The organism is Pseudoduganella sp. OTU4001, assembly GCF_038440195.1.
Taxonomy (GTDB): Bacteria; Pseudomonadota; Gammaproteobacteria; order Burkholderiales; family Burkholderiaceae_D; genus Rugamonas.
In genome coordinates, this window is sequence record NZ_JASATG010000022.1 from 62,615 (window position 1) to 81,370 (window position 18,756).

The window sequence follows — 18,756 nt, forward strand, 5'->3', positions numbered from 1 at the left end:
TCAAGCAAGGCGATGGCGGAACAGCCAGGCCGCCAGTGGCAGGGTAATCAGGGCAATCAGCAGCAGCGGCACCATATTCGGCCACAGCGTCCACAGGCTGGCTCCTTCGAGGTAGATGCGCTGCACCATGTCGATGGCAAAGCGCAGCGGATTGACCATGGTGACGATCTGCAGCACTTGCGGCATATTGCGTACCGGCGTGGTCAGGCCCGACAGCAGCATCATCGGCATCACCATGACAAAGGTATACAGCATGGCCTGCTGCATATTCAGCGACACGGCGGAAATCGACAGCCCGATGCCGACGCTGGCCACGGTGAACAATGTCAGCGCCGCATACAGCGACAACAGGGAGCCGGCCATCGGCACGCCGAACCACAGGTTGGTCACCAGCAGGATCAGGGTCGATTGCAGCAGCCCGATCATGATCGGCGGCAGCGCCTTGCCGATCATGATGTCGAGAGGGGTGAGCGGCGTGACCAGCAGCTGGTCGAAGGTGCCTTGTTCGCGCTCGCGCGCCACCGAGAGTGCGGTCAGCAGCAGGGTTTGCAGCATGCTGAGGGCGGCGATCATGCCGGGCATCAGGTACCAGCGCGTTTCCAGATTCGGGTTGTACCAGGCGCGCGATTCGATACGCAGCGGCGGTGCCGCGCCGCCGTGCTTTTCGCGCCACTGGCGGTTGAAGTCCGCCACCACAGCGCCCAGGTAGGCGGCCGCTGAACCGGCGGTGTTGGAATTGCGGCCATCCAGCACCACCTGCAGCGGGGCTGCATCGCCCGCGTACAGGCGGCGCTCGAAGTCGAGCGGGATGCTGATGGCGAGCAGGGCGCGCTGGCGGTCGATGGCCTCGCGCAGCTGCTCCTGCGTTTCAAAGGTGACGGCGCGCTGGAAGGTGCCGCTGGCATCGAGCTTGGCCAGCAGTTCGGCCGAGGCGGCGCTGCGGCTGGCGTCATGCACGGCGTACGGCACGTGCGTCAGGTCGTAAGTGGCGGCATAGCCGAACAGCAGGCTTTGCACGATGGCCGGCACCACCAGGATGGCGCGGCTCTTGGGGTCTTTCAGCACGGCCAGGAATTCCTTGCGGACGATGACGGAAATGCGGCGGAAGAATGCAATCATGGCGGCCTCAGTCCAATCGTTTGCGGGTGACCGCACGCGCAACGCTGATCAGCAGCACGGCGTAGGCGGCGAGGATGGCGCAGTTGCGCAGGATCAGCGGCCAGACGTTCCCGGCCAGGAACAGGGTCTTCACCAGTTCCATGAAGTAGGTGGCAGGCAGTATGCGGCCCACCGCCTGCACCACGACCGGTACATTGCGCAGGTCGAACAGGAAGCCGGACAGCATCAGCGAGGGCATGAAGCTGCTGACCAGTGCCAGCTGGCTGGCCAGGAACTGGTTCTTGGTGGCCGAGGAGATCAGGAGGCCCATGCCCACGGCGACGATCAGGTACAGCATGGAGGCGAAGACGATCACCAGCAGCGATCCTTGCATCGGCACGTCGAACAGGAAGCGCGCGGCGGCCAGGCAGAGGAACAGGCCCATCATGCCGACGCAGAAGTAGGGGATGACTTTGGCCAGCAGGATTTCCACCGGACGCACCGGCGTGACGAACAGCGCCTCCAGCGTGCCGCGCTCCCATTCGCGCGCCATCACCAGGGCGGTGAGGAAGGCGCCGACCAGGGTCATGATCAGCACGATCAGGCCGGGCACCAGGTACCAGGTGCTGGTATTGGCGCTGTTGTACCACATGCGCTGTTCGAGCTGCACCGCGCCGCTGGCCGGCAGGGCTGCGGCCCGCGCCGCACTGCCCAGGCGTTCGGCGCGGCGCAGGTTCCATTGCTGCAGCGTGCCGTTGGCGTAGTTCATGATGATGCTGGCGCGGTTGGCTTCTGCGCCGTGCACGATCACTTGCACGGTGGCTTTGCCGGCGCCTGCATCGCGCGTGAACGTGGCGGGGATGCGGACGATGGCGTCCACGCGGCGGTCCTGCATCAGGGCTTCAGCATCGTGCATCGAGGCCACGGGGACAGCGGCGAAGGCTGGCGAGAGGCTGAAGCCTGCCACTGCATCTTGCGCGGTGGGGGAGCTGTCTTCCATCACGATGGCGATGGGGGCGTTTTTGACGTCCAGCGACAGGCCGTAGCCGAAGATCAGGATCAGCACGATAGGCAGGACGATGCCGATCGCCATATTCGATGCATCGCGCAGCAACTGGCGGAACTCCTTGCGGACCAGGGCTGCGAGGCGGGTGCGGAAGGCGCTGTTCATGCTTGGCCTCCGTTACGGGCTTGTTCGACGATGGCGATGAAGGCGTCCTCCATATTGGCGGCGCCGCCGGCCTGGGTACGAACTTCGCGCGGCGTGCCGATGGCGAGCAGTTTGCCGGCATCCTGGATGACGATGTGGTCGCAGTATTCGGCTTCTTCCATGAAGTGGGTGGTGACCACGATGGTCACGCCTTGCTCTGACAGGGTGGTGATGCGGCGCCAGAACTCGCGGCGTGCGAGCGGGTCGGCGCCGCTGGTTGGTTCGTCCAGGAACAGGACTTCCGGTTCGTGCAGCAGGCCGGTGGCCATCGCCAGGCGCTGCTTGAAGCCGCCGGGCAGCTGGCCGCTTGGCATATCTATTTGTCCGCGCAGGTCGAATTCGTCCAGTACCTGGCTGGTGCGCTGCTTCAGGCGCTGGCCATACAGGCCGTAGGCGCCGCCGAAGAAGTCGAGGTTTTCGGCGACGGTCAGGTTGCCGTACAGGGCGAATTTTTGCGATACGTAGCCGACCTTGGCGCGGGCCTGCGCGCGGGCGTTGCGCAGGTTGACGCCTGCCACTCGCAGGAAGCCGGAGCTTGCAGGGAGCAGGCCGCATAACATGCGGAAGGTGGTGGTCTTGCCGGCGCCGTTCGGGCCCAGCAAGCCAAAGATTTCGCCACGCGCGACGGTGAAGCTGGTGCTCGCGACGGCGGTGAAGTCGCCAAACTTGCGCACCAGGTCGCGCACCTCGATCATCGCCTCCCCGCAAGCGCTGCCCGCGCCAAGCGCGCCGCCAGCCTGTGCGCCGTTCGTGCCGCCAGTCCGCGCGCCGCTCGCGCCGCCGGCTTGCGGGGTGCCAGCGGGGACGGGCGCGGGGGCGGCGCGCAGCAGCATCATGAAGCCATCTTCCAGTCGTGCAGCGGCGGGGTGGGGCTGCGCGCCCAGAAGCAGCCGGGCAACCGCATCATCCGCAGCATCCGCGCGGCGAATAAACCGCACTTGTCCACCTTCCGGCACCGCATCCACCACCGACTCCCGCGCATCGATCAAGCGCGCCTGCAACGCCCGCGCCGAATCGCCCGCGCCAGGTGTGGCGACAAAGCACAGTCCCTTCGCGCGCGCCCGCAGTTCGGCCGGCGCGCCGCAAGCCAGCAACCTTCCTTCATGCATAACAAACACCTGCTCGCAGCGCTCCGCCTCGTCCATGTAAGAGGTCGAGACGACCACCGACAACTTCTCGGAATCCACCAGCTCCTGCACAATCGCCCACAGCTCGCGGCGCGACAGCGGATCAACGCCCACCGTCGGTTCGTCGAGCAGCAGCAATTCAGGCGAGCGCACCAGCGTGCATGCCAGCCCAAGCTTCTGTTTCATGCCGCCCGACAGCTTGCCTGCCGGCCTGTCAGTGAAGCGTGCCAGGTCCGTCATATGCAGCAGCCGCGCAAAGCGCTCACGCCGCACATCCTGCGGCACGCCATGCAGGTCTGCATACAGATCCATGTTCTCTTGCACGCTCAGGTCTTCATACAAGCCGAAGCGCTGCGGCATATAGCTGATGCGGTCTTGCACCTGCTGCGGATGCGCCGCCACGTCGATGCCCAGCACCGACAGCGAACCGGCAGTCGGCGCCAGCAAACCCGCCACCATGCGCAGCAAGGTGGTCTTGCCCGCACCATCCGGCCCGACCAGCGCCGTCAGCGCGCCGGAACGCACCTCGAGCGAGACGCCATCCAGCGCCACGACCGGCGTCGCCGACTCCTTGGTGATGAAATGGCGCGATAGCCCGCGCCCGCTGAGCACTGCGTTTTCCATGATTACTGCCCGAAAGCGATACGCACCGTAGCCGGCATGCCCATACGCAGCACATCCGCTTTGTCTTCGGCCAGCACCCGCACCTCATAGACCAGCGCAGTACGCAAGTCCTCGGTCTGCACCGTCTTCGGCGTAAATTCCGCCACCGAGGAGATGTAGCCCACTTTGCCCGCCAGCGCCTTGCCAGGCTGGCTGTCGATGCTGATGGACGCCGTCATGCCGGGCTTGATGCGCCCCAGGTCGGTCTCGCGCACATACGTCCTGACCCACTTTGGATCGGCAATCGCCAGCGTATAGACAGGACGCTGCGGCGACGCCATATCGCCTGGCTCCATCAAACGTGCCCGCACCACTGAATTGACCGGCGCCTTCAGCGTGGCCTCGCCCAACTGGTGCTGCAGCAGCGCGATGGCCGCCTGCGCCGCCTCGAACTGAGCCTGCGCCTGGGCGATATCTTCGCGCCGTGGTCCGTGCTGGGCCAACTCCTGCCCCTGGCGCGCCTGTTCGAACTGCGCCTGCGCCGCCTTGGAACGGGCACGCGCCGCATCGACATCCTGCTGGCTGACGGCACGGCCGTTGCTATCCTGCTGCACCGCCAGTACGCGGTCCAGCTGCTGGCGCGCCAGTTCCGCCTCGGCCTGCGCCGCAGCGGTACGGGCACGCGACTGCGCTACTTCCTCCGGCCGCGTGCCGGACTTCAGCCGCGCCAGCGCCTGTTGCATGGCCGCCGCTTGCGCCTCGGCCTCCGCCAAGCGCAAACGCAGCCCGCGCGTGTCCAGCTCCGCCAGCACTTCGCCGGCCTTGACCCGCTGGCCTTCGTCGGCATACACCTTGGCTACCCGTTCGCTGGCGGGGAAGGCCAGCGCCACCTGGCGCAAGTCCACGTTCCCGTACAGGACGAGTTCCTTATCGTTTGCCGCCGGCCGGCTCCAATGCCAGGCACCGATGGCGACCAGCGCAGTGGCGAGAATGACAACTCCAACAAGTTTCTTTTTCATGGCAGAACCTCCTGCGGAAATTCTACATCAAATTCAAATTTGGATTTGAATTTATTTTCGACGTACAATGCGAGCCATGGGAAACACTGACAAAAAGGCCACGAGCCGCAGCCGGGGCAGCCGCCAGGACGGCGATGCCACCCGCCAGACATTGCTCGACGTAGCAGGGCAGGTATTCGCCGAACGCGGCTACGCCGACGCCACCAGCAAAGAGATCTGCGAGCGCGCCGGCACCAATATCGCTGCAGTCAATTATCACTTCGGCAGTCGCGGGGCGCTATATGAGGCAGTGCTGGTGGAAGCCCACCACCACCTGCTCAAGCTGGAAGAGATGCAGGAAATCGCGGCGCGGGAGTTGTCGCCGCGCGACAAACTGCGTGTGATCCTGACCGGCATCGTGCAGCGCGCCACCGGCCCGCAAGCGCATTGGGGCGCCCGCGTGGTGATCCGCGAACTGATGTCGCCGACCGAACACGCCCCTGCGCTGGTACAGAAAGCCATTGCCCCCAAAGCAATGCTGATGGTGGGGCTGGTGTGCCAGATCACCGGGTTGCCGCCCACCACACCGGGCTTGCAGCGCTCCCTGTTCCTGTTGATGTCGCCCTGCCTGGCGTTGCTGGTCGCGCCGCGCGAAATGCGCACCAAGCTGTTCCCCGCGCTGAGCAGCGATGTGGACGGCCTGGTCGACGATATGATGACCTACGCCAGCGCCGGCCTGGCCGCTATCGCGGCGAAGTATTCAGCATCCGCTCCACCACCGGGTGGCTGATGCGCCGCTCGCTGGAAATCGCATAGAACTGCTCGCGCAGTTCGGGCGCGGGCCCCACCGGCAGGGCGCCGAACTGCTCCAGCATATCGCCCGCCAGCGCGGCGGGCGCAAAGAACAGGCCCATGCCGTTGCGGCCGAATGTATTCAGCATCGCGCTGTCCTCAAATTCCCCCACCACATCGGGCCGCACGCCCTGTTCCAATAACCAGGCGTCGATCCGGCCGCGCAGGGCCGTGTTCCGCGTCGGCAGCAGCAGCGGCGCGCCATTCAGGCTGGCCGGGAACTCCTTGCCGTACTTGCGCGCCAGGGCGCGCGTGCCGAACAGCTGCATCTCGCTTTCGCCCAGCAGGTGGCTGAACACGCGCAAGGAAGAACTGGCGCGCACCGGACGGTCGGTCAGCACCACGTCCAGCTTGTGCAGCGCCAGTTCGGCCAGCAGGGCGTCGAACTCGCCCTCGGTGCACACCAGCCGCACCGCCTGGTCCGGCGGCAGCGCCGCCTCCAGGTAGTGCGCCGCAATCAGCTTGGGCATGGAATCGGAAATCCCCACCGCCAGCCGCACCTTGCCGGCATCGACTTCCTCCAGCGCCTCCTGCATGCGGTCGCCCAGCTGGAAAATCTGCTCGGCGTAAGTCAGCGCCACGCGACCGGCCTCGGTCGGCACCAGGCGCCGGCCCTGCTGGGTGAGCAGGGACTTGCCGATCGACTGCTCCAGCGCGGCAATCTGGGTGCTGACGGTCTGGATGGCCAATCCCAGCCGGTCGGCGGCCCGGGTCACGCTGCCCTCGGCGGCGACCATGCGGAAGAAGTAGAGGTGACGGAAGTTCAGGCCAGTGGTTTTCATGCTTCTGTTTTTCGGAAGTAATACTTCGATTATCTTCTATTTTTAAATGTACGGGCAGCCCTTAGACTTGCCAGACTAATCAACGAGAAAGGGAAAACCGATGAAGCACTTCAGGGTCTCATTCCTGGTCTCCTTCATCTGTCTTGCTGTGGCAGGGTGGTGGGGATACCAACAAACCGGCATCAGCGGCGCCCTGGCGGCGCTGTGGATCGCCCTTATCCTGAGCGTGATGGAAGTCTCGCTCTCCTTCGACAACGCGGTGGTCAACGCCTCCGTGCTGAAAACCTGGGACGAGTTCTGGCAAAAGCTGTTCCTCGGCGTCGGCATCATCATTGCGGTATTCGGCATGCGCCTGGTATTCCCGCTGGTGATCGTGGCCGTGGCGGCAGACTTGAGCATCCCGGACGTGTGGACGCTGGCGATCAACGATCCGAAAGCCTTCTCCACCCACCTGACCAACCACCACGCGGAAGTGGCGGCGTTCGGCGGCATGTTCCTGCTGATGGTGTTCCTGAACTTCATCTTCGACCATGAGAAGCAGATGCACTGGCTGGGCCATGTCGAGCGCAAGCTGGGCGCGCTGGGCAAGGTGTCCTCGATCGCCATCATGATTTCGATGGCCGTGCTGCTCGGCTCCCTGAGCATCGTCGAAGAATCGCAGAAATTCATCGTGTTGGTGGCCGGCATGTGGGGCCTGCTGATCTACGTCGGCGTGGATGCGCTGTCGACCTGGCTGGAAAAGGAAGAAGAAGGCGGCGTCAATGCCGGTGAGCTGGTCAAGCGCGGCGGTATCGGCGGCTTCCTCTACCTGGAAGTGCTGGATGCTTCGTTCTCCTTCGACGGCGTGATCGGCGCCTTTGCCATCACCAGCGACGTGGTAATCATCATGCTGGGCCTCGCCATTGGCGCGATGTTCGTGCGCTCGATGACGGTCTACCTGGTGCATAAGGGTACGCTGGAAGAATACGTCTACCTGGAACATGGCGCGCACTACGCGATCGGCATCCTGGCAGTGATCATGTTGGCCAGCATGAAGTTCCATATTCCGGAAGTGATCACCGGCCTGATTGGTGTGGCATTCATCGTGGCCTCGCTGTGGTCCTCGATCCGCCACAAGAAACTTGAATTGAAAGCTTAAGACTATGACGACTTTTACTGTGACCGGGGATATCGACCCCTTCCTGCAAGTGTCGATGCAGCGCGGTGAGCGCATCTTCTGCGAGTCGAACGCGATGGTGATGATGGATGCCACGCTGGAGCTGAAGGGCAAGATGCGCGGCGGCCTGGGTGGTGCGCTGATGCGCTCCCTGGCCAACGGCGAGTCCTTCTTCCAGCAGAACATCGAAGCCACCGGCGGCGACGGCAACTGCCTGCTGTCGCCCAACCTGCCGGGCGCCATGCGCGTGCTGGACGTGGGCGAGCGCCAGTACATGATCAGCGACGGCGCGTTTGTCGCCGCCAGCAGCGGCATCGACCTGAAGGTGCGCACGCAGAATGTGGGCAATGCGCTGTTCGGCCAGAGCGGCGGCTTCTTCATCACCGAATCGACCGGCCAGGGCCAGCTGGTGGTGTCGGGCTTCGGCGCGCTGCACGAAGTGAACGTGGAGCCGGGCAAGGAAGTCGTGATCGACAACGCCCACGTGGTGGCCTGGGACAGCGCGCTGCGCTACGACCTGGCCGTGGCGACCCGCTCCAGCGGCGGCTTGCTGGGCAACCTGGTCAACTCGGTGACCAGCGGCGAAGGCATGGTGCTGCGCTTCTCGGGCCGCGGCAAGGTGCTGATCTGCTCGCGCAACCGCGAAGCTTTCGTGGCCTGGATGATGTCGCACCAGAGCCGCTAAGACGATTTACCTCCGTTTAACGCCCCCATGGCGTTCTTCCTTGCGGTGGTCCTGGCAACAGGCCACCGCTTTTTTTTATTGCAGCACCAGCATGCCTGCGTTGTAGATCGAATGCGCCAGCATCGGCGCCAGCAGCGATTTGCTGCGTTCCGCCGCGTAGGCGGTGCACAGGCCCAGCGCGAACACCGGCAGCATGGCAAGCGGTGGGTGGATGACGGCAAACAGCGCCGCGCTGGTGGCCATTGCCGGCAGCAGCGAGAGCGTGCGCCGCAGGCCGCCGAAAACCTGGCCACGGAAGATGAACTCCTCGAACAGCGGCGCCGCAAGTACCGCCAGCGGCGCCAGCCATAGCATGGTGGCGCGCGGCGGGGTGTCCGGGAGCAGGCCGAAGCGGCGCATGGCCGCCATCCACAGGAAACCTGCGGCCAGGGCCGGCAGCGCCATCAGCACGCCCCACAGCAGGGCGTTGCCGCGCGCCTCGCGCCAGGAGCCGTGCCACAGGCGCGGCACGCCGCTGGTGCCGGCGCGCCAGTAGATCAGCCGCGTCAGGCCGTACACCATGGCGCCGGAAAACGCGAATGACAGCGCGAGTGCCGGCAGTGTGAGCTCCTGGCCCGCCAGGTGCATCGCGCCGGTCACCAGCAATTGCAGCGTGAAAAAGCCGATGGCGCCAATGATGCCGTCGGCGGCGGACAGGCGCGGCGGCGGCGAGGCGGTCGGGTCGAGCAGGTAGGGCATGGCGTCGCGGGCACGCTGCCACAGCGCCATGGCGAGGGCGGTCATCAGCACCATGACGGCCAGCCGCACCTGCCATTCGCGGGTGTTCAGCATATAGGTGTAAAGCGACGACAGCAGCAGGTAGGCGTAGGCGAACGTTGGGCGCACGCGCGCATGCAGGTCCTGCGCCAGCGGGTCGCAGGCCCACACGCCCAGCGCCACGGCAATGGTGGCAAAGATGGGGATGCCAACCATCACCAGCACCAGTTGCGGCCACAGCTTGTTGTTGAGCGGCACACCGGACCACACGCCCATGGCGTACACCGCCAGCGGGTAGGCCAGGGCCAGCACCGACCATAGCTGCGCTTTCTCGGCGAGGATGCTGCTGATGTTGTACGGATAGGTGTACAGCATCCATAGCGCGTGGCCTTCGGTATTGATGGTCTGGAAGGCCGACAGCATCAGCACATAGGCGGCCAGGCCAAAGGCGACCGAGGCCAGCATGCTGGGGCTGGTGAGGAATTGCCCCATATTGTCCACCTGGCCGTTCAGCACCAGCTGGCTGCCGAATATGATCACGGGGATCAGCAGGCTTTGCACCAGGAAGTTGCGGTCGCGGCTAAGCAGGCGTAGCTCGCGCCGTTGCAGCGGCGTACCAATGGCGAAGCCCGGCGTGGCCGGCAGCGCTACGCTGCGGCGGCCGGTCTCGCGCGAGCCGCTGGCCACCACGCCCTCGGCGAGAAGGGCGTGCAGCAGGCGCAGGCCAAGCCAGACCAGCAAGGCTGTCTGTGCCGCCAGCAGCGCGCCGTAGGCCAGGCCCTGCAGCGGATCGCGCGTATTCAGCGCCTGCAAGGCCAGGCCGGGCGGCGCCCACAGGGCCCAGTCGGGGAACTGCTGCGCCCAGCCAAGGGTGAGCGTAGCGGTTGGCATGGCCAGCGACATCGCGAGGTACATCAGCGGCATGCTGGCGACCGAGGCAATCGCCTGCAGGTTGCGCAGCTGCGATGGCGCGAGGCGCAGCCGCAGGCCGGTGTCGGCAACGGTGCGCAGCGTGGCCGCGCAAGCCAGCAAGGGCAGGGCGCAGGCCGCGCCGATGAACGGTGTGCTCCAGCGGTGGCCGGAGTGCCAGGCGACCGCCATGCACAGCGGCCATAGCGCCAGGATGCCGGAGGGATTGGCCAGCGTGCGCTCCGCGATGCGCGCCAGCAGCAGCATGCGCCGTTGCATGGGCAAGGTGACCAGCCATTCCAGGTCCCAGTCCGGCTGCGCCAGTTCCCTGCTGCCCAACGGCAGCAGGAAGGCGATGCAGAACAGCAGGCTGGCCTGCATGACGGCGGCGCGCATCAGCACCGGATGGAAGGGCGCTGCCTGCAATTCCTGGCGCGCGGTGCGCATGACAGCGCGCGGCGCCAGGTCGGTACGGGTTACGGCGCACTGGCTGCCGGTCGGCAGGCGGCATTGCATGTTCAGCAGCGAGGTGTGGGCCGTATTCAGGAAGGCGAACAGCATGAAGGCCGACAGCACGCAGGTGACGATCCAGCGTGCGCTCTTCTTACCGCGCGTGGCCTGGCGGCTGGGACCCAGCCAGCCTTTGCGGAAGCCCAGCCCGTTGGCGATATTCAGCAGCCGCAGCAGCCGCAGTCGTGCAAGCAGCCAGAATGCACGAGGGGCGCTGGGCAGGTCCATGTCAGGCGGCCTGGCCGGCTTCGTCGGTAAAGCGCAGGAACAGTTCTTCCAGCGTACTGTTGTCGCTGCTGGCCCCGCGTAGTTCCTCCAGTGTGCCGGTGGCCACCAGGGCGCCGTGGTGGATGATGCCGACCCGGTTGCACATGCGCTGCGCCATGTCGAGCAGGTGGGTGGAGACGAAAATGGTCTTGCCGGCGGCGGCGCTGGCGATCAGCCGGTCCTGCACCTCGCGCGCGGCGCGCGGGTCTAGGCCGTTGATCGGCTCGTCCAGGATCAGCACGGCCGGATCGTGCACCAGGGCGCAGGCCAGGCCGAGCTTCTTCTTCATGCCCATCGAATAGTTCACGGCGAATTCTTCGGACACGTCTTGCAGGCCGAATTCATGCAACAGCTGTGCGGCGCGCTCGATCGCGGCCGGGCGCGCCGCGCCGTGCATCTCCGCCACGAATTGCAGGATTTCGCGTCCGCGCAGGAAGTCGTAGAAGATCGGGCTGTCGGGCAGGTAGCCGACGTGGCGCTTCACTTGTGCGGCGTCGGCCTGGCAATCCAGTCCGTCCACCAGTACCCGGCCGGCGCTGGGCACCAGGATGCCCATCATCATGCGGATGGTGGTGGTCTTGCCGGCGCCATTCGGTCCAAGGAAGCCGAACACCTCGCCGCGCCGCACCGTCAGTGTCAGCGGCTGCACGGCGGGAAAATCGCCGTAGTGTTTGGCCAGTCCCTGGAATTCGATCATGGCCGCAGGCTCATGCCGATGCGGCCGGTGCGCGGCATCCAGTTGCTGGTGATATCGGCCGAGACCAGGATGCGCTCGGCGCGCCCGATCAGCAGTTCACGCGGCACGAAACCGATGTAGCGCGAATCGTGGCTGTTGTTGCGGTTATCGCCCAGCATCAGGTAGCTGCCCTGTGGCACGGTGACGGGGCCGAAGTTGCGCCGCGCGTCCACTTGCGGCAGCACCTGGATGCTGTAGCTGGCGCTGGCATTGTGCTCCTGCAGCTGCACCGCCTGCAGGTCGCCGACTTTTTCAATGTGCTCGATGGCGTCGCCCAGCACGGTGTATTCGGAGGCTTTGCCGTTGATGATCAGGCGTTCATTGCGGATCTCCACGCGGTCGCCCGGCAGCGCCGCCACACGCTTGATCAGGCGCGTACGGTCGCGCGGCGAGAAGAAGGTGACCACGTCGCCGCGCTGTGGTTCGCCCAGGCGGCTGACAGAAATGTCGGTGAGCGGTACTTTCAGGTCGTAGGCGATGCGGTTGACGAACACCACGTCGCCCTCCAGCAGGTTGGGGTGCATCGATGCGGAGGGGATCGGGTTCCAGTCGGCGATGGCGGTGCGAAACACGCCAAGTGTCAGCAGGAAGACGATGAAGCCCTTGTTTTCACGGATGAATCTTTTCACGGCCGTAGTCTCCGGTAGGTTCAGGAAACCTCATCATCTTATCAAAACCTTAAGCGCTGCTTAGCCCGAAAGCCGCCAGCATCTGGCGCTGTCCTTTGGGCGGCACCTGCAGCGCGCGGCTGTCGAGATCCTGCTCTACCCAGCCGCGCTTCAGCGCCAGTTGCAGCAGGGCCGCGCCGAGCGCGCCGCCCAGGTGCGGTTTGCGTTCGCTCCAGTCCAGGCAAGGACAGGCAAAACGGCGGCGCAGCTTGCGCAGCGCGGCCAGGTCCAGTCCAAGGCTGGCGAAATGCTGCTCGCCTTCCCGGCTCAGGTCATAGCCGTCGTCCGCATTGGCCAGCCAGCCTTGCGCGGCGAAGTGGTCGTGCAGTTGCACCGCCACCGTGCCTGCCATGTGATCGTAACAGGTGCGCGCGTTGCGCAGGCGGTCCGGCGTATTGGGTTTGAACTCATCGCGTGGCACGCCTGCAACGACCAGCAGCGCTTCCAGCGCGGTTGCCACTTCCTGGCTGGCAAGCTGGTAGTAGCGGTGCTTGCCTTGCGCCAGCTGCACCAGCAGCTGATCTTCTTTTAGGCGCGCCAGATGGGCGCTGGCGGTGGAGGGGCCGACTTCGGCCACCACCGACAGTTCAGTCGCGGTGCGGGCATGGCCGTCCAGCAGGGAACACAGCATGCGGGCGCGGGCCGGTTCGGCGATGGCGCCGGCGATGCTGGCAAGTTTGGAATCCATGTTTCGATGTGCGGCGAATTGTGTTTGCGGTTTTTTCAGGATACTTCAAATTCTTGAACAATGCCGGAGGGATGGAAATGCAGGAACTGGAATGGGATGAAGGACGCGGCATGTGGCTTGCCGCAGGTACTGCGCTGGTGGAGGAAGTATTGGGCCATCCCGCGCTGCGCGTGCGCCCGGTGGCCGAACCGGTGCCCCCGGCGCTGGCAGGAGGCAGTGCGGCGGAGGTGTTCGGTGCACTGGTGCGCATGAACGATGGCGAGCGCCACGCCGCACCCAAGCTGGCCTTGCAGCGCGCCCTCGCAGTGTTCGCCGCGGCGCCAGCCGGCGGCGCGAGCGGGGCGCAACTGCGGGCACGGGCGGTGGCGGGGCGCTTGCTGGCCGAGGGCCGTCCGATCGGCGCCTGGGCCTTCGAAGCGCCGGTCAGCACGGTCGCCAGCCTGCTCGGCTTCGCTGACGCGCAGCTGCCGGCGGTGGCGCGCTGGATGGCCGGCTTCGTGGCCTGCCTGTCCCCGCTCAGCAACGCAGCGCAGATAGGCCAGGCGCATGCCGCCAGCCTGCGCCTGCTGGCCGCCATGCGCGAACTGGTGCAGGCCGCGCCTGAAGGCTCGCTGGCCGAGGGCGTGGCGCAGGAAGGCGCCGCAGCCGGCTGGCGCGACGACCACGCCATCCTTGCCAACCTGGTTGGCCTGCTGTCGCAAACATATGAGGCCACTGCCGGCCTGCTGGGCAACGCGCTGGTCGCCCTGCAGCACGGCGCGGACCGCAGCGATGCCGCGCAACTGGTGGCGCAGGTAATGCAAACCGACCCACCCATCGTGAACACGCGCCGCTTCGCCGCCGAGCGCTGCACCGTAGGCGGCGTGACAGTGGAAGCAGGGCAGGCGATACTGGTCATGCTGGGTGCTGCGCAGCGCGGCTTTGGCCATGGCCGCCACGCCTGTCCCGGCCAGCAACTGGCGCTGCAGATCGCAGCAGGCTGTATCGAAGCGCTGGGCAGCAAGCCGCTGCCCCAGTTGACATGGACGTACCGCGCATCGGCGAATGCGCGCATTCCGGAGTTCCACCAATGATCGCAGTGATTTTCGAAGTCACCCCCGCCGCAGGCCGCAAGGATGCCTACCTGGACATCGCCGCCGCCTTGCGTCCCACCCTGGAGCAGATCGACGGCTTTATCAGTGTCGAACGCTTCCAGAGCCTGAGCAACCCGGGCAAGATGCTGTCGCTATCGTTCTTCCGCGATGAGGAAGCGGTGCAGCAGTGGCGCCAGCTCGAAGCGCACCGCGCGGCCCAGCAAGCCGGGCGCGAACGCCTGTTTGCCGATTACCGCCTGCGCATTGCCAGCGTGGTGCGCGATTACGGCCTGCACGAGCGTGCAGAAGCGCCCGCCGACAGCCGCGCGCGGCACGGCTAGCTTAGTGCCCGCGTTTCTGCACCAGGGCGCTGCCCACGCCGTGGCGCTTGCCCTCGCTGACCGCCGTCACGGTGCCATCGGGGTTGAACACGATGGCATTGGCGGCGCCGATTTCCTCCACCTTGGCATCCCAGCGCTGGCCGAAGCGTTCCAGCGCCTTGGCTTGCGCACTGCCGCCGAAACCCGGCTCGATGGACGTGGCGAGCCCGTTGCGCTCCGAAATGCGCGGCGCATCCAGCGCCTGCGGCATCGGCATGCCCAGGTCGATGTGGTTGAAGATGGTCTGCAGCACGGTGGTGATGATGGTGCCGCCGCCCGGGCTGCCAATGGTGAAGGCCGGCTTGCCGTTGCGGAAAACAATGGTCGGCGACATGCTGCTGCGCGGCCGCTTGCCCGCTTCCGGCACATTAGGATGGGGACCGGTGAAATCGAAGTCCGTCATCTCGTTATTCAGGATGAAGCCATAGCCCGGCACCGTAATGCCGCTGCCGCCCCATGATTCGATGGTGAAGGTATAGGCCACGATATTGCCGTCCTTGTCCGACACCGCCAGGTGGGTGGTGTGCGCGCTTTCCGACAGCAGCTTGCCCTTGGCCGCAGCGGCCGGGCGCAAAGGCACGCTCGGGTCTTGCTGGTAAGGGTAGGGGTCGCCCGCCTCGGCATGGTGGCGCGCCTGGGCCGGGTCGATCAGCTCGCGGCGCCGCGCCGCATAGTCCTTGTTCATCAGGCCCGCCACCGGCGCATCGACATATTCCGGATCGGCCAGGTAGGCATTGCGGTCGGCGAAGGCCAGGCGCGCCGCTTCCATGTACAGGTGCTCGGCTTTCGCGCGCGGCATGGACTTGAGGTCGAAGCCTTCCAGGATATTCAGCGCTTCCGCAATCGCCACGCCACCGCTGCTTGGCAACGGCATGCCCACCAGCTCATAGCCGCGGTAAGTGCTGCGGACCGGCTGGCGCCAGCGCGACTCGTAGTTGGACAGGTCGGCCAGCGACATTTTGCCGGCGCGTACCGACACGCCGGCGGCCACCGGCGGCTGGTTGACCGTGTCGACGATCGCCTGCGCCAGCTTGCCCGAATAAAAAGCCTTCACGCCGCCGGCCGACAGCAGGCGGTAGGTTTTCGCCAGATCCGGATTGCGCAGCAAGGTGCCGGCCGGCAGCGGTTTGCCGTCTTTCATATAGCGTGCGGCAGTGGCCGGGAATAGCGCAAATTTCTTTTCGCTCTCCTTCACCAGCGCCACGAAGTTGTCGTTGATGCGGAAGCCGTCCTGCGCCACCTTGATGGCCGGCGCCAGCACCTGCTTGAACGACATGGTGCCGTAGCGGTCCAGCGCATCGTGCCAGCCGCGCACCGTGCCGGGCACACCGACCGCCATGCCGCTGGCGATCGCGGTGTCTTCATCGATTGGCTTGCCGTCGGGGGCGAAGGCCGTCGGCTGGAAGCCGGCCGGCGCCACCTCCCGGTGGTCGAGTGTAATGACGCGGTTTTCCTTGGCCAGGTAAATCACCATGAAGCCGCCGCCGCCCACGCCGCAGCTGAATGGATCGGTTACGCCCAGCGCGGCGGCCGCCGCCACGGCCGCATCGACCGCATTGCCGCCCTGGTTCAGGATCGCCAGCGCCGCTTGCGAAGCCGGCTCGCTGATGGTGGCGACCGCGCCCCCGGTGCCGGTGGCAACCGGGGTCTTGGCCCAGGCCGGGGCGCTGAATGCCAGCGCGATGATGATGGTGGAAGTCAGTCGTCGGGGCAGGGCGTTTGGCGTCATGGGCAACTATATCGGTTGGGAAATATTTACCCGCAAGCTTACCCGATAATCCGGCACAGCAGCCTTCAGCGCAGGCGGCTCGGCTGGTTCCAGCCCCTGCAACGTAAAGGTCAGGCCATTGCGCGTCGCGGTCTTGCTGGCGCCCGGCATGTCTTCCGCCAGCAGGAAACTGGTGCTGCCCTGTTTGTCGGCCAGGACGAAGCTGTAGCTGATGTAACCGGCCCACACGCAGACTGCGCCTTTTTTACAACGGCTATCGTTCACACGCTCAAGCCTGAGCGTGACGGCGGGGGCCAGCGTGACGGTTTCCCCCTGTGCCAGCACATAGCTGGCGCTGGTGCGCGGTGGTGGGCGGCTGGCGATGTCGTCAGCAGTGCTGCGGGTGGAACCGCAGGCAGCGGCGATGGCGAGGACCAGGCCCGCCATGCCCAGGCAGATCAGTCTAGGATGCATGATGTTCTCCTCTGGCCTGAGAACAGCTTAGCAAATCGCAATCACCCGCGTTGCACTGTTGAGTCCACTCAACTGTCGAGCTAACTCGGCTGTAAAAATTCCCGACAAAAAAAAGGCGCCCCGCAGGGCGCCAGATTTTATTGTTGGAGTTGACTACTTATTCTTTGCGGCGGCGTGCCAGGGCCATGCCAAGCATGCCGAGGCCAAGCAAGCCCAGCGAGGCTGGCTCAGGGACGTCAGTGCTTTGGGTTGGGGTCTCGTCATCGTCATCGTTTGGAACCAGGTTCGAGGCAAGGAAAAACATCTCCGGGTTGCCAGCGCTCGGGCCGCTCTTGAAAATTTGCAAACCAACGTAATAGTCGCCAATCTCAAGGTGGATAGGGCTGAATACCCAGGTGCTCCCGGTCGCGCTGCGGAACGCATCGCCCAACGTCAGGTCCTCACCCAACCTCAGCTCAACAGTTGCATCCGAATTGGCGTTGGCCGGGCGGGTCAGGGTGAAGGCATAATCGCCTTCCTGGATGACGTTAATCCAGAGGGTGTCATAAGTATGGTTGAAGAAAATAGTCTTCGGACTGCCATTGCCGCCATCCCACTTGAGCTTGACGTCGTCGATGTCTTGCATCTCCGTCAAAGAGGTAGGGGTGGCGTGGGCGGTACCAAGAGCCAATGCCAGCATGCACACGGCGGCGGTTGCAAGCTTCTTGAACATGGGTAACTCCTCAGTGGATGTGCTCAACAGTTACAAAGCATATCGCGTGCCAGAAATTGAAACTCATCCATATCAAGGACTTAGTCCATATTGCACCTTGGAATGTAAAAATTCCCGACATTAAATGGATGTACCAAAAGAAAAAGCGCCGTACCTTTCGGTAACGGCGCTTTCGGCGCGGAACGCGGGCGGCTTAGAGATAAGCGGCCAGCGCACCTTTCATCTTTTTCAGCGCGGCCGCTTCGATCTGGCGGATGCGTTCGGCCGACACGCCGAACTCTTCCGCCAGGGCGTGCAGGGTGGCGCCGGAGCCATCGTCATTGGCCAGCCAGCGTGCTTCCACAATGCGGCGCGAGCGCGGATCCAGCTTCGACAGGGCGGTTTCCAGCCCCTCGGACTGCAGGCGCACCACCTGTTCCGCTTCCAGCACCTTGGTCGGCTCCATATTATCGGAGGACAGGTAGGCGATCGGCGAGAACTTGTCGTCTTCATCGTCGGACGGCGCTTCCAGGGCGATGTCGCGGCCGCTCAGGCGGGTTTCCATCTCGATCACGTCTTCGCGCTTCACATCCAGGGTCTTGGCCAGTTCGTCGATCTGGGCCGGCGACATGGCATCCAGGCCCTGCTTGTGGCTGCGCAGGTTGAAGAACAGCTTGCGCTGGGCCTTGGTGGTGGCCACTTTGACCAGGCGCCAGTTCTTCAGGATGTATTCGTGGATTTCAGCCTTGATCCAGTGCATGGCATAGGACACCAGGCGCACGCCCTGGTCCGGGTCGAAGCGCTTGACCGCCTTCATCAGGCCGATATTGCCTTCCTGGATCAGATCGCCGTGTGGCAGGCCATAGCCCAGGTAGCCGCGCGCGATCGACACCACCAGGCGCAGGTGCGAGGTCACCAGCATCTCTGCGGCCTTGATATCGTTCTTTTCCTTCAGGCTCTTGCCCAGCGCCACTTCTTCCTCTTGGGACAGCATAGGCAGGCGGTTGACGGCCGAGATATAAGCGTCCAGGTTGCCCAGGCTACCGCTGAAGCCAAGGGTCAGCGCGTTGCTGCCGGCAGGTACCAGTGCGTTAGTTGCGGTCATCTTAATTATCCTCGCTCGAAGGGAAAGCTATTCAGAGTTACCAGCATGCACGACAGAACTTAAATGATTCTTAACCTCTATCGTGCTGTTCTGAACATATATTAGCACTCTCCTTCGGTGAGTGCCAATCGCTGAGATTCTATGGCTCTGATAGCAAAAATGCTATAGCGAAAGCTCCATTCTTTGCGCTCGGTCAAAGTCAGGATAGGGGAGGGGCGGGATGGGCTCCGTACGTGGACGCACCAAAAGTCGGGGGGGGGGGGGGGGGGGTATTGGGAAC

Annotated in this window: 18 protein-coding genes; 5 read left to right on the forward strand and 13 right to left on the reverse strand. The window is 64.7% G+C overall.

Annotation, left to right across the window (positions count from 1 at the left end):
* From AAHE99_RS18720 to AAHE99_RS18735, 4 genes are read right to left on the reverse strand one after another with little or no spacing between them, the layout of a single operon-like run.
* A complete protein-coding gene (locus AAHE99_RS18720) occupies window positions 1–1,119 on the reverse strand; it encodes an ABC transporter permease (RefSeq protein ID WP_342118856.1) in 1,119 nt (372 codons plus the stop codon).
* A gap of 7 nt (window positions 1,120–1,126) precedes the next feature.
* Window positions 1,127–2,269 (reverse strand): ABC transporter permease, encoded by a 1,143-nt coding sequence (locus AAHE99_RS18725; protein ID WP_342118857.1) that lies wholly within the window; start codon window positions 2,267–2,269, stop codon window positions 1,127–1,129.
* On the reverse strand, window positions 2,266–4,059 hold the full coding sequence (locus AAHE99_RS18730) for an ATP-binding cassette domain-containing protein (protein WP_342118858.1): 1,794 nt from the start codon (window positions 4,057–4,059) through the stop codon (window positions 2,266–2,268). Before AAHE99_RS18730 ends, AAHE99_RS18725 begins: the two co-directional genes overlap by 4 nt.
* Before the next feature lie 2 nt (window positions 4,060–4,061).
* Entirely contained in the window at window positions 4,062–5,057 is a 996-nt protein-coding gene (locus AAHE99_RS18735; RefSeq protein ID WP_342118859.1) for an HlyD family efflux transporter periplasmic adaptor subunit, read from the reverse strand.
* Between the two features lie 76 nt (window positions 5,058–5,133).
* Between AAHE99_RS18735 and AAHE99_RS18740 the strand changes: the two genes are divergently transcribed.
* Entirely contained in the window at window positions 5,134–5,826 is a 693-nt protein-coding gene (locus AAHE99_RS18740) for a TetR/AcrR family transcriptional regulator (protein WP_342118860.1), read from the forward strand.
* Here the strand turns inward: AAHE99_RS18740 and nhaR are convergent.
* The gene (nhaR, locus tag AAHE99_RS18745) at window positions 5,780–6,670 is read right to left on the reverse strand and encodes a transcriptional activator NhaR (protein ID WP_342118861.1); all 891 of its coding nucleotides are present in this window, start codon (window positions 6,668–6,670) and stop codon (window positions 5,780–5,782) included. The genes AAHE99_RS18740 and nhaR overlap by 47 nt on opposite strands.
* A gap of 100 nt (window positions 6,671–6,770) precedes the next feature.
* On the opposite strand from nhaR, the gene AAHE99_RS18750 reads away from it, so the two are divergent.
* Window positions 6,771–7,808, forward strand: a complete 1,038-nt coding sequence (locus tag AAHE99_RS18750) for a DUF475 domain-containing protein (RefSeq protein ID WP_342118862.1) — start codon at window positions 6,771–6,773, stop codon at window positions 7,806–7,808.
* Window positions 7,809–7,812: 4 nt separating this feature from the next.
* Window positions 7,813–8,511, forward strand: coding sequence for a TIGR00266 family protein (locus tag AAHE99_RS18755; protein WP_342118863.1), 699 nt, complete (start codon window positions 7,813–7,815; stop codon window positions 8,509–8,511).
* Window positions 8,512–8,586: 75 nt separating this feature from the next.
* Here the strand turns inward: AAHE99_RS18755 and AAHE99_RS18760 are convergent, their stop codons facing one another.
* From AAHE99_RS18760 to AAHE99_RS18775, 4 genes are read right to left on the reverse strand one after another with little or no spacing between them, the layout of a single operon-like run.
* The gene (locus AAHE99_RS18760; RefSeq protein ID WP_342118864.1) at window positions 8,587–10,914 is read right to left on the reverse strand and encodes a type II CAAX endopeptidase family protein; all 2,328 of its coding nucleotides are present in this window, start codon (window positions 10,912–10,914) and stop codon (window positions 8,587–8,589) included.
* Between the two features lies 1 nt (window position 10,915).
* Complete coding sequence (locus tag AAHE99_RS18765; protein WP_342118865.1) at window positions 10,916–11,650, reverse strand: ABC transporter ATP-binding protein; 735 nt, start codon at window positions 11,648–11,650, stop codon at window positions 10,916–10,918.
* Window positions 11,647–12,318, reverse strand: coding sequence for a signal peptidase I (lepB, locus tag AAHE99_RS18770; RefSeq protein WP_342118866.1), 672 nt, complete (start codon window positions 12,316–12,318; stop codon window positions 11,647–11,649). Before lepB ends, AAHE99_RS18765 begins: the two co-directional genes overlap by 4 nt.
* Before the next feature lie 49 nt (window positions 12,319–12,367).
* On the reverse strand, window positions 12,368–13,045 hold the full coding sequence (locus AAHE99_RS18775) for an ArsR/SmtB family transcription factor (protein WP_342118867.1): 678 nt from the start codon (window positions 13,043–13,045) through the stop codon (window positions 12,368–12,370).
* A 77-nt stretch (window positions 13,046–13,122) separates the two neighbouring features.
* On the opposite strand from AAHE99_RS18775, the gene AAHE99_RS18780 reads away from it, so the two are divergent.
* Entirely contained in the window at window positions 13,123–14,118 is a 996-nt protein-coding gene (locus tag AAHE99_RS18780; protein ID WP_342118868.1) for a cytochrome P450, read from the forward strand.
* Entirely contained in the window at window positions 14,115–14,459 is a 345-nt protein-coding gene (locus tag AAHE99_RS18785; protein WP_342118869.1) for an antibiotic biosynthesis monooxygenase family protein, read from the forward strand. The genes AAHE99_RS18780 and AAHE99_RS18785 overlap by 4 nt, the downstream gene beginning before the upstream one ends.
* Before the next feature lies 1 nt (window position 14,460).
* On the opposite strand, the gene ggt is transcribed toward AAHE99_RS18785, so the two are convergent.
* From ggt to rpoH, 4 genes are all read right to left on the reverse strand, one after another.
* Window positions 14,461–16,227 carry a gamma-glutamyltransferase gene (gene ggt / locus AAHE99_RS18790; RefSeq protein WP_342118870.1) on the reverse strand — a complete coding sequence of 589 codons (1,767 nt, stop codon included), beginning with the start codon at window positions 16,225–16,227 and terminating at the stop codon, window positions 14,461–14,463.
* A gap of 6 nt (window positions 16,228–16,233) precedes the next feature.
* Window positions 16,234–16,680 carry a hypothetical protein gene (locus tag AAHE99_RS18795; protein ID WP_342118871.1) on the reverse strand — a complete coding sequence of 149 codons (447 nt, stop codon included), beginning with the start codon at window positions 16,678–16,680 and terminating at the stop codon, window positions 16,234–16,236.
* A 157-nt stretch (window positions 16,681–16,837) separates the two neighbouring features.
* Window positions 16,838–17,392, reverse strand: coding sequence for a PEP-CTERM sorting domain-containing protein (locus AAHE99_RS18800; protein ID WP_342118872.1), 555 nt, complete (start codon window positions 17,390–17,392; stop codon window positions 16,838–16,840).
* A gap of 193 nt (window positions 17,393–17,585) precedes the next feature.
* A complete protein-coding gene (rpoH, locus tag AAHE99_RS18805; RefSeq protein WP_342118873.1) occupies window positions 17,586–18,476 on the reverse strand; it encodes an RNA polymerase sigma factor RpoH in 891 nt (296 codons plus the stop codon).
* Between the last annotated feature and the right edge of the window lie 280 nt (window positions 18,477–18,756).

Excerpts from the sequence above, each read along its gene's own strand:
- AAHE99_RS18755 (WP_342118863.1), top strand. The coding sequence starts at position 7,813 with ATGACGACTTTTACTGTGACCGGGGATATCGACCCCTTCCTGCAAGTG.
- nhaR (WP_342118861.1), bottom strand. The coding sequence starts at position 6,670 with ATGAAAACCACTGGCCTGAACTTCCGTCACCTCTACTTCTTCCGCATG.
- AAHE99_RS18765 (WP_342118865.1), bottom strand. The coding sequence starts at position 11,650 with ATGATCGAATTCCAGGGACTGGCCAAACACTACGGCGATTTTCCCGCC.
- AAHE99_RS18795 (WP_342118871.1), bottom strand. The coding sequence starts at position 16,680 with ATGCATCCTAGACTGATCTGCCTGGGCATGGCGGGCCTGGTCCTCGCC.
- AAHE99_RS18725 (WP_342118857.1), bottom strand. The coding sequence starts at position 2,269 with ATGAACAGCGCCTTCCGCACCCGCCTCGCAGCCCTGGTCCGCAAGGAG.
- AAHE99_RS18750 (WP_342118862.1), top strand. The coding sequence starts at position 6,771 with ATGAAGCACTTCAGGGTCTCATTCCTGGTCTCCTTCATCTGTCTTGCT.
- rpoH (WP_342118873.1), bottom strand. The coding sequence starts at position 18,476 with ATGACCGCAACTAACGCACTGGTACCTGCCGGCAGCAACGCGCTGACC.
- AAHE99_RS18760 (WP_342118864.1), bottom strand. The coding sequence starts at position 10,914 with ATGGACCTGCCCAGCGCCCCTCGTGCATTCTGGCTGCTTGCACGACTG.
- AAHE99_RS18780 (WP_342118868.1), top strand. The coding sequence starts at position 13,123 with ATGCAGGAACTGGAATGGGATGAAGGACGCGGCATGTGGCTTGCCGCA.
- AAHE99_RS18775 (WP_342118867.1), bottom strand. The coding sequence starts at position 13,045 with ATGGATTCCAAACTTGCCAGCATCGCCGGCGCCATCGCCGAACCGGCC.
- AAHE99_RS18740 (WP_342118860.1), top strand. The coding sequence starts at position 5,134 with ATGGGAAACACTGACAAAAAGGCCACGAGCCGCAGCCGGGGCAGCCGC.
- AAHE99_RS18720 (WP_342118856.1), bottom strand. The coding sequence starts at position 1,119 with ATGATTGCATTCTTCCGCCGCATTTCCGTCATCGTCCGCAAGGAATTC.
- AAHE99_RS18730 (WP_342118858.1), bottom strand. The coding sequence starts at position 4,059 with ATGGAAAACGCAGTGCTCAGCGGGCGCGGGCTATCGCGCCATTTCATC.
- AAHE99_RS18735 (WP_342118859.1), bottom strand. The coding sequence starts at position 5,057 with ATGAAAAAGAAACTTGTTGGAGTTGTCATTCTCGCCACTGCGCTGGTC.
- AAHE99_RS18785 (WP_342118869.1), top strand. The coding sequence starts at position 14,115 with ATGATCGCAGTGATTTTCGAAGTCACCCCCGCCGCAGGCCGCAAGGAT.
- ggt (WP_342118870.1), bottom strand. The coding sequence starts at position 16,227 with ATGACGCCAAACGCCCTGCCCCGACGACTGACTTCCACCATCATCATC.
- AAHE99_RS18800 (WP_342118872.1), bottom strand. The coding sequence starts at position 17,392 with ATGTTCAAGAAGCTTGCAACCGCCGCCGTGTGCATGCTGGCATTGGCT.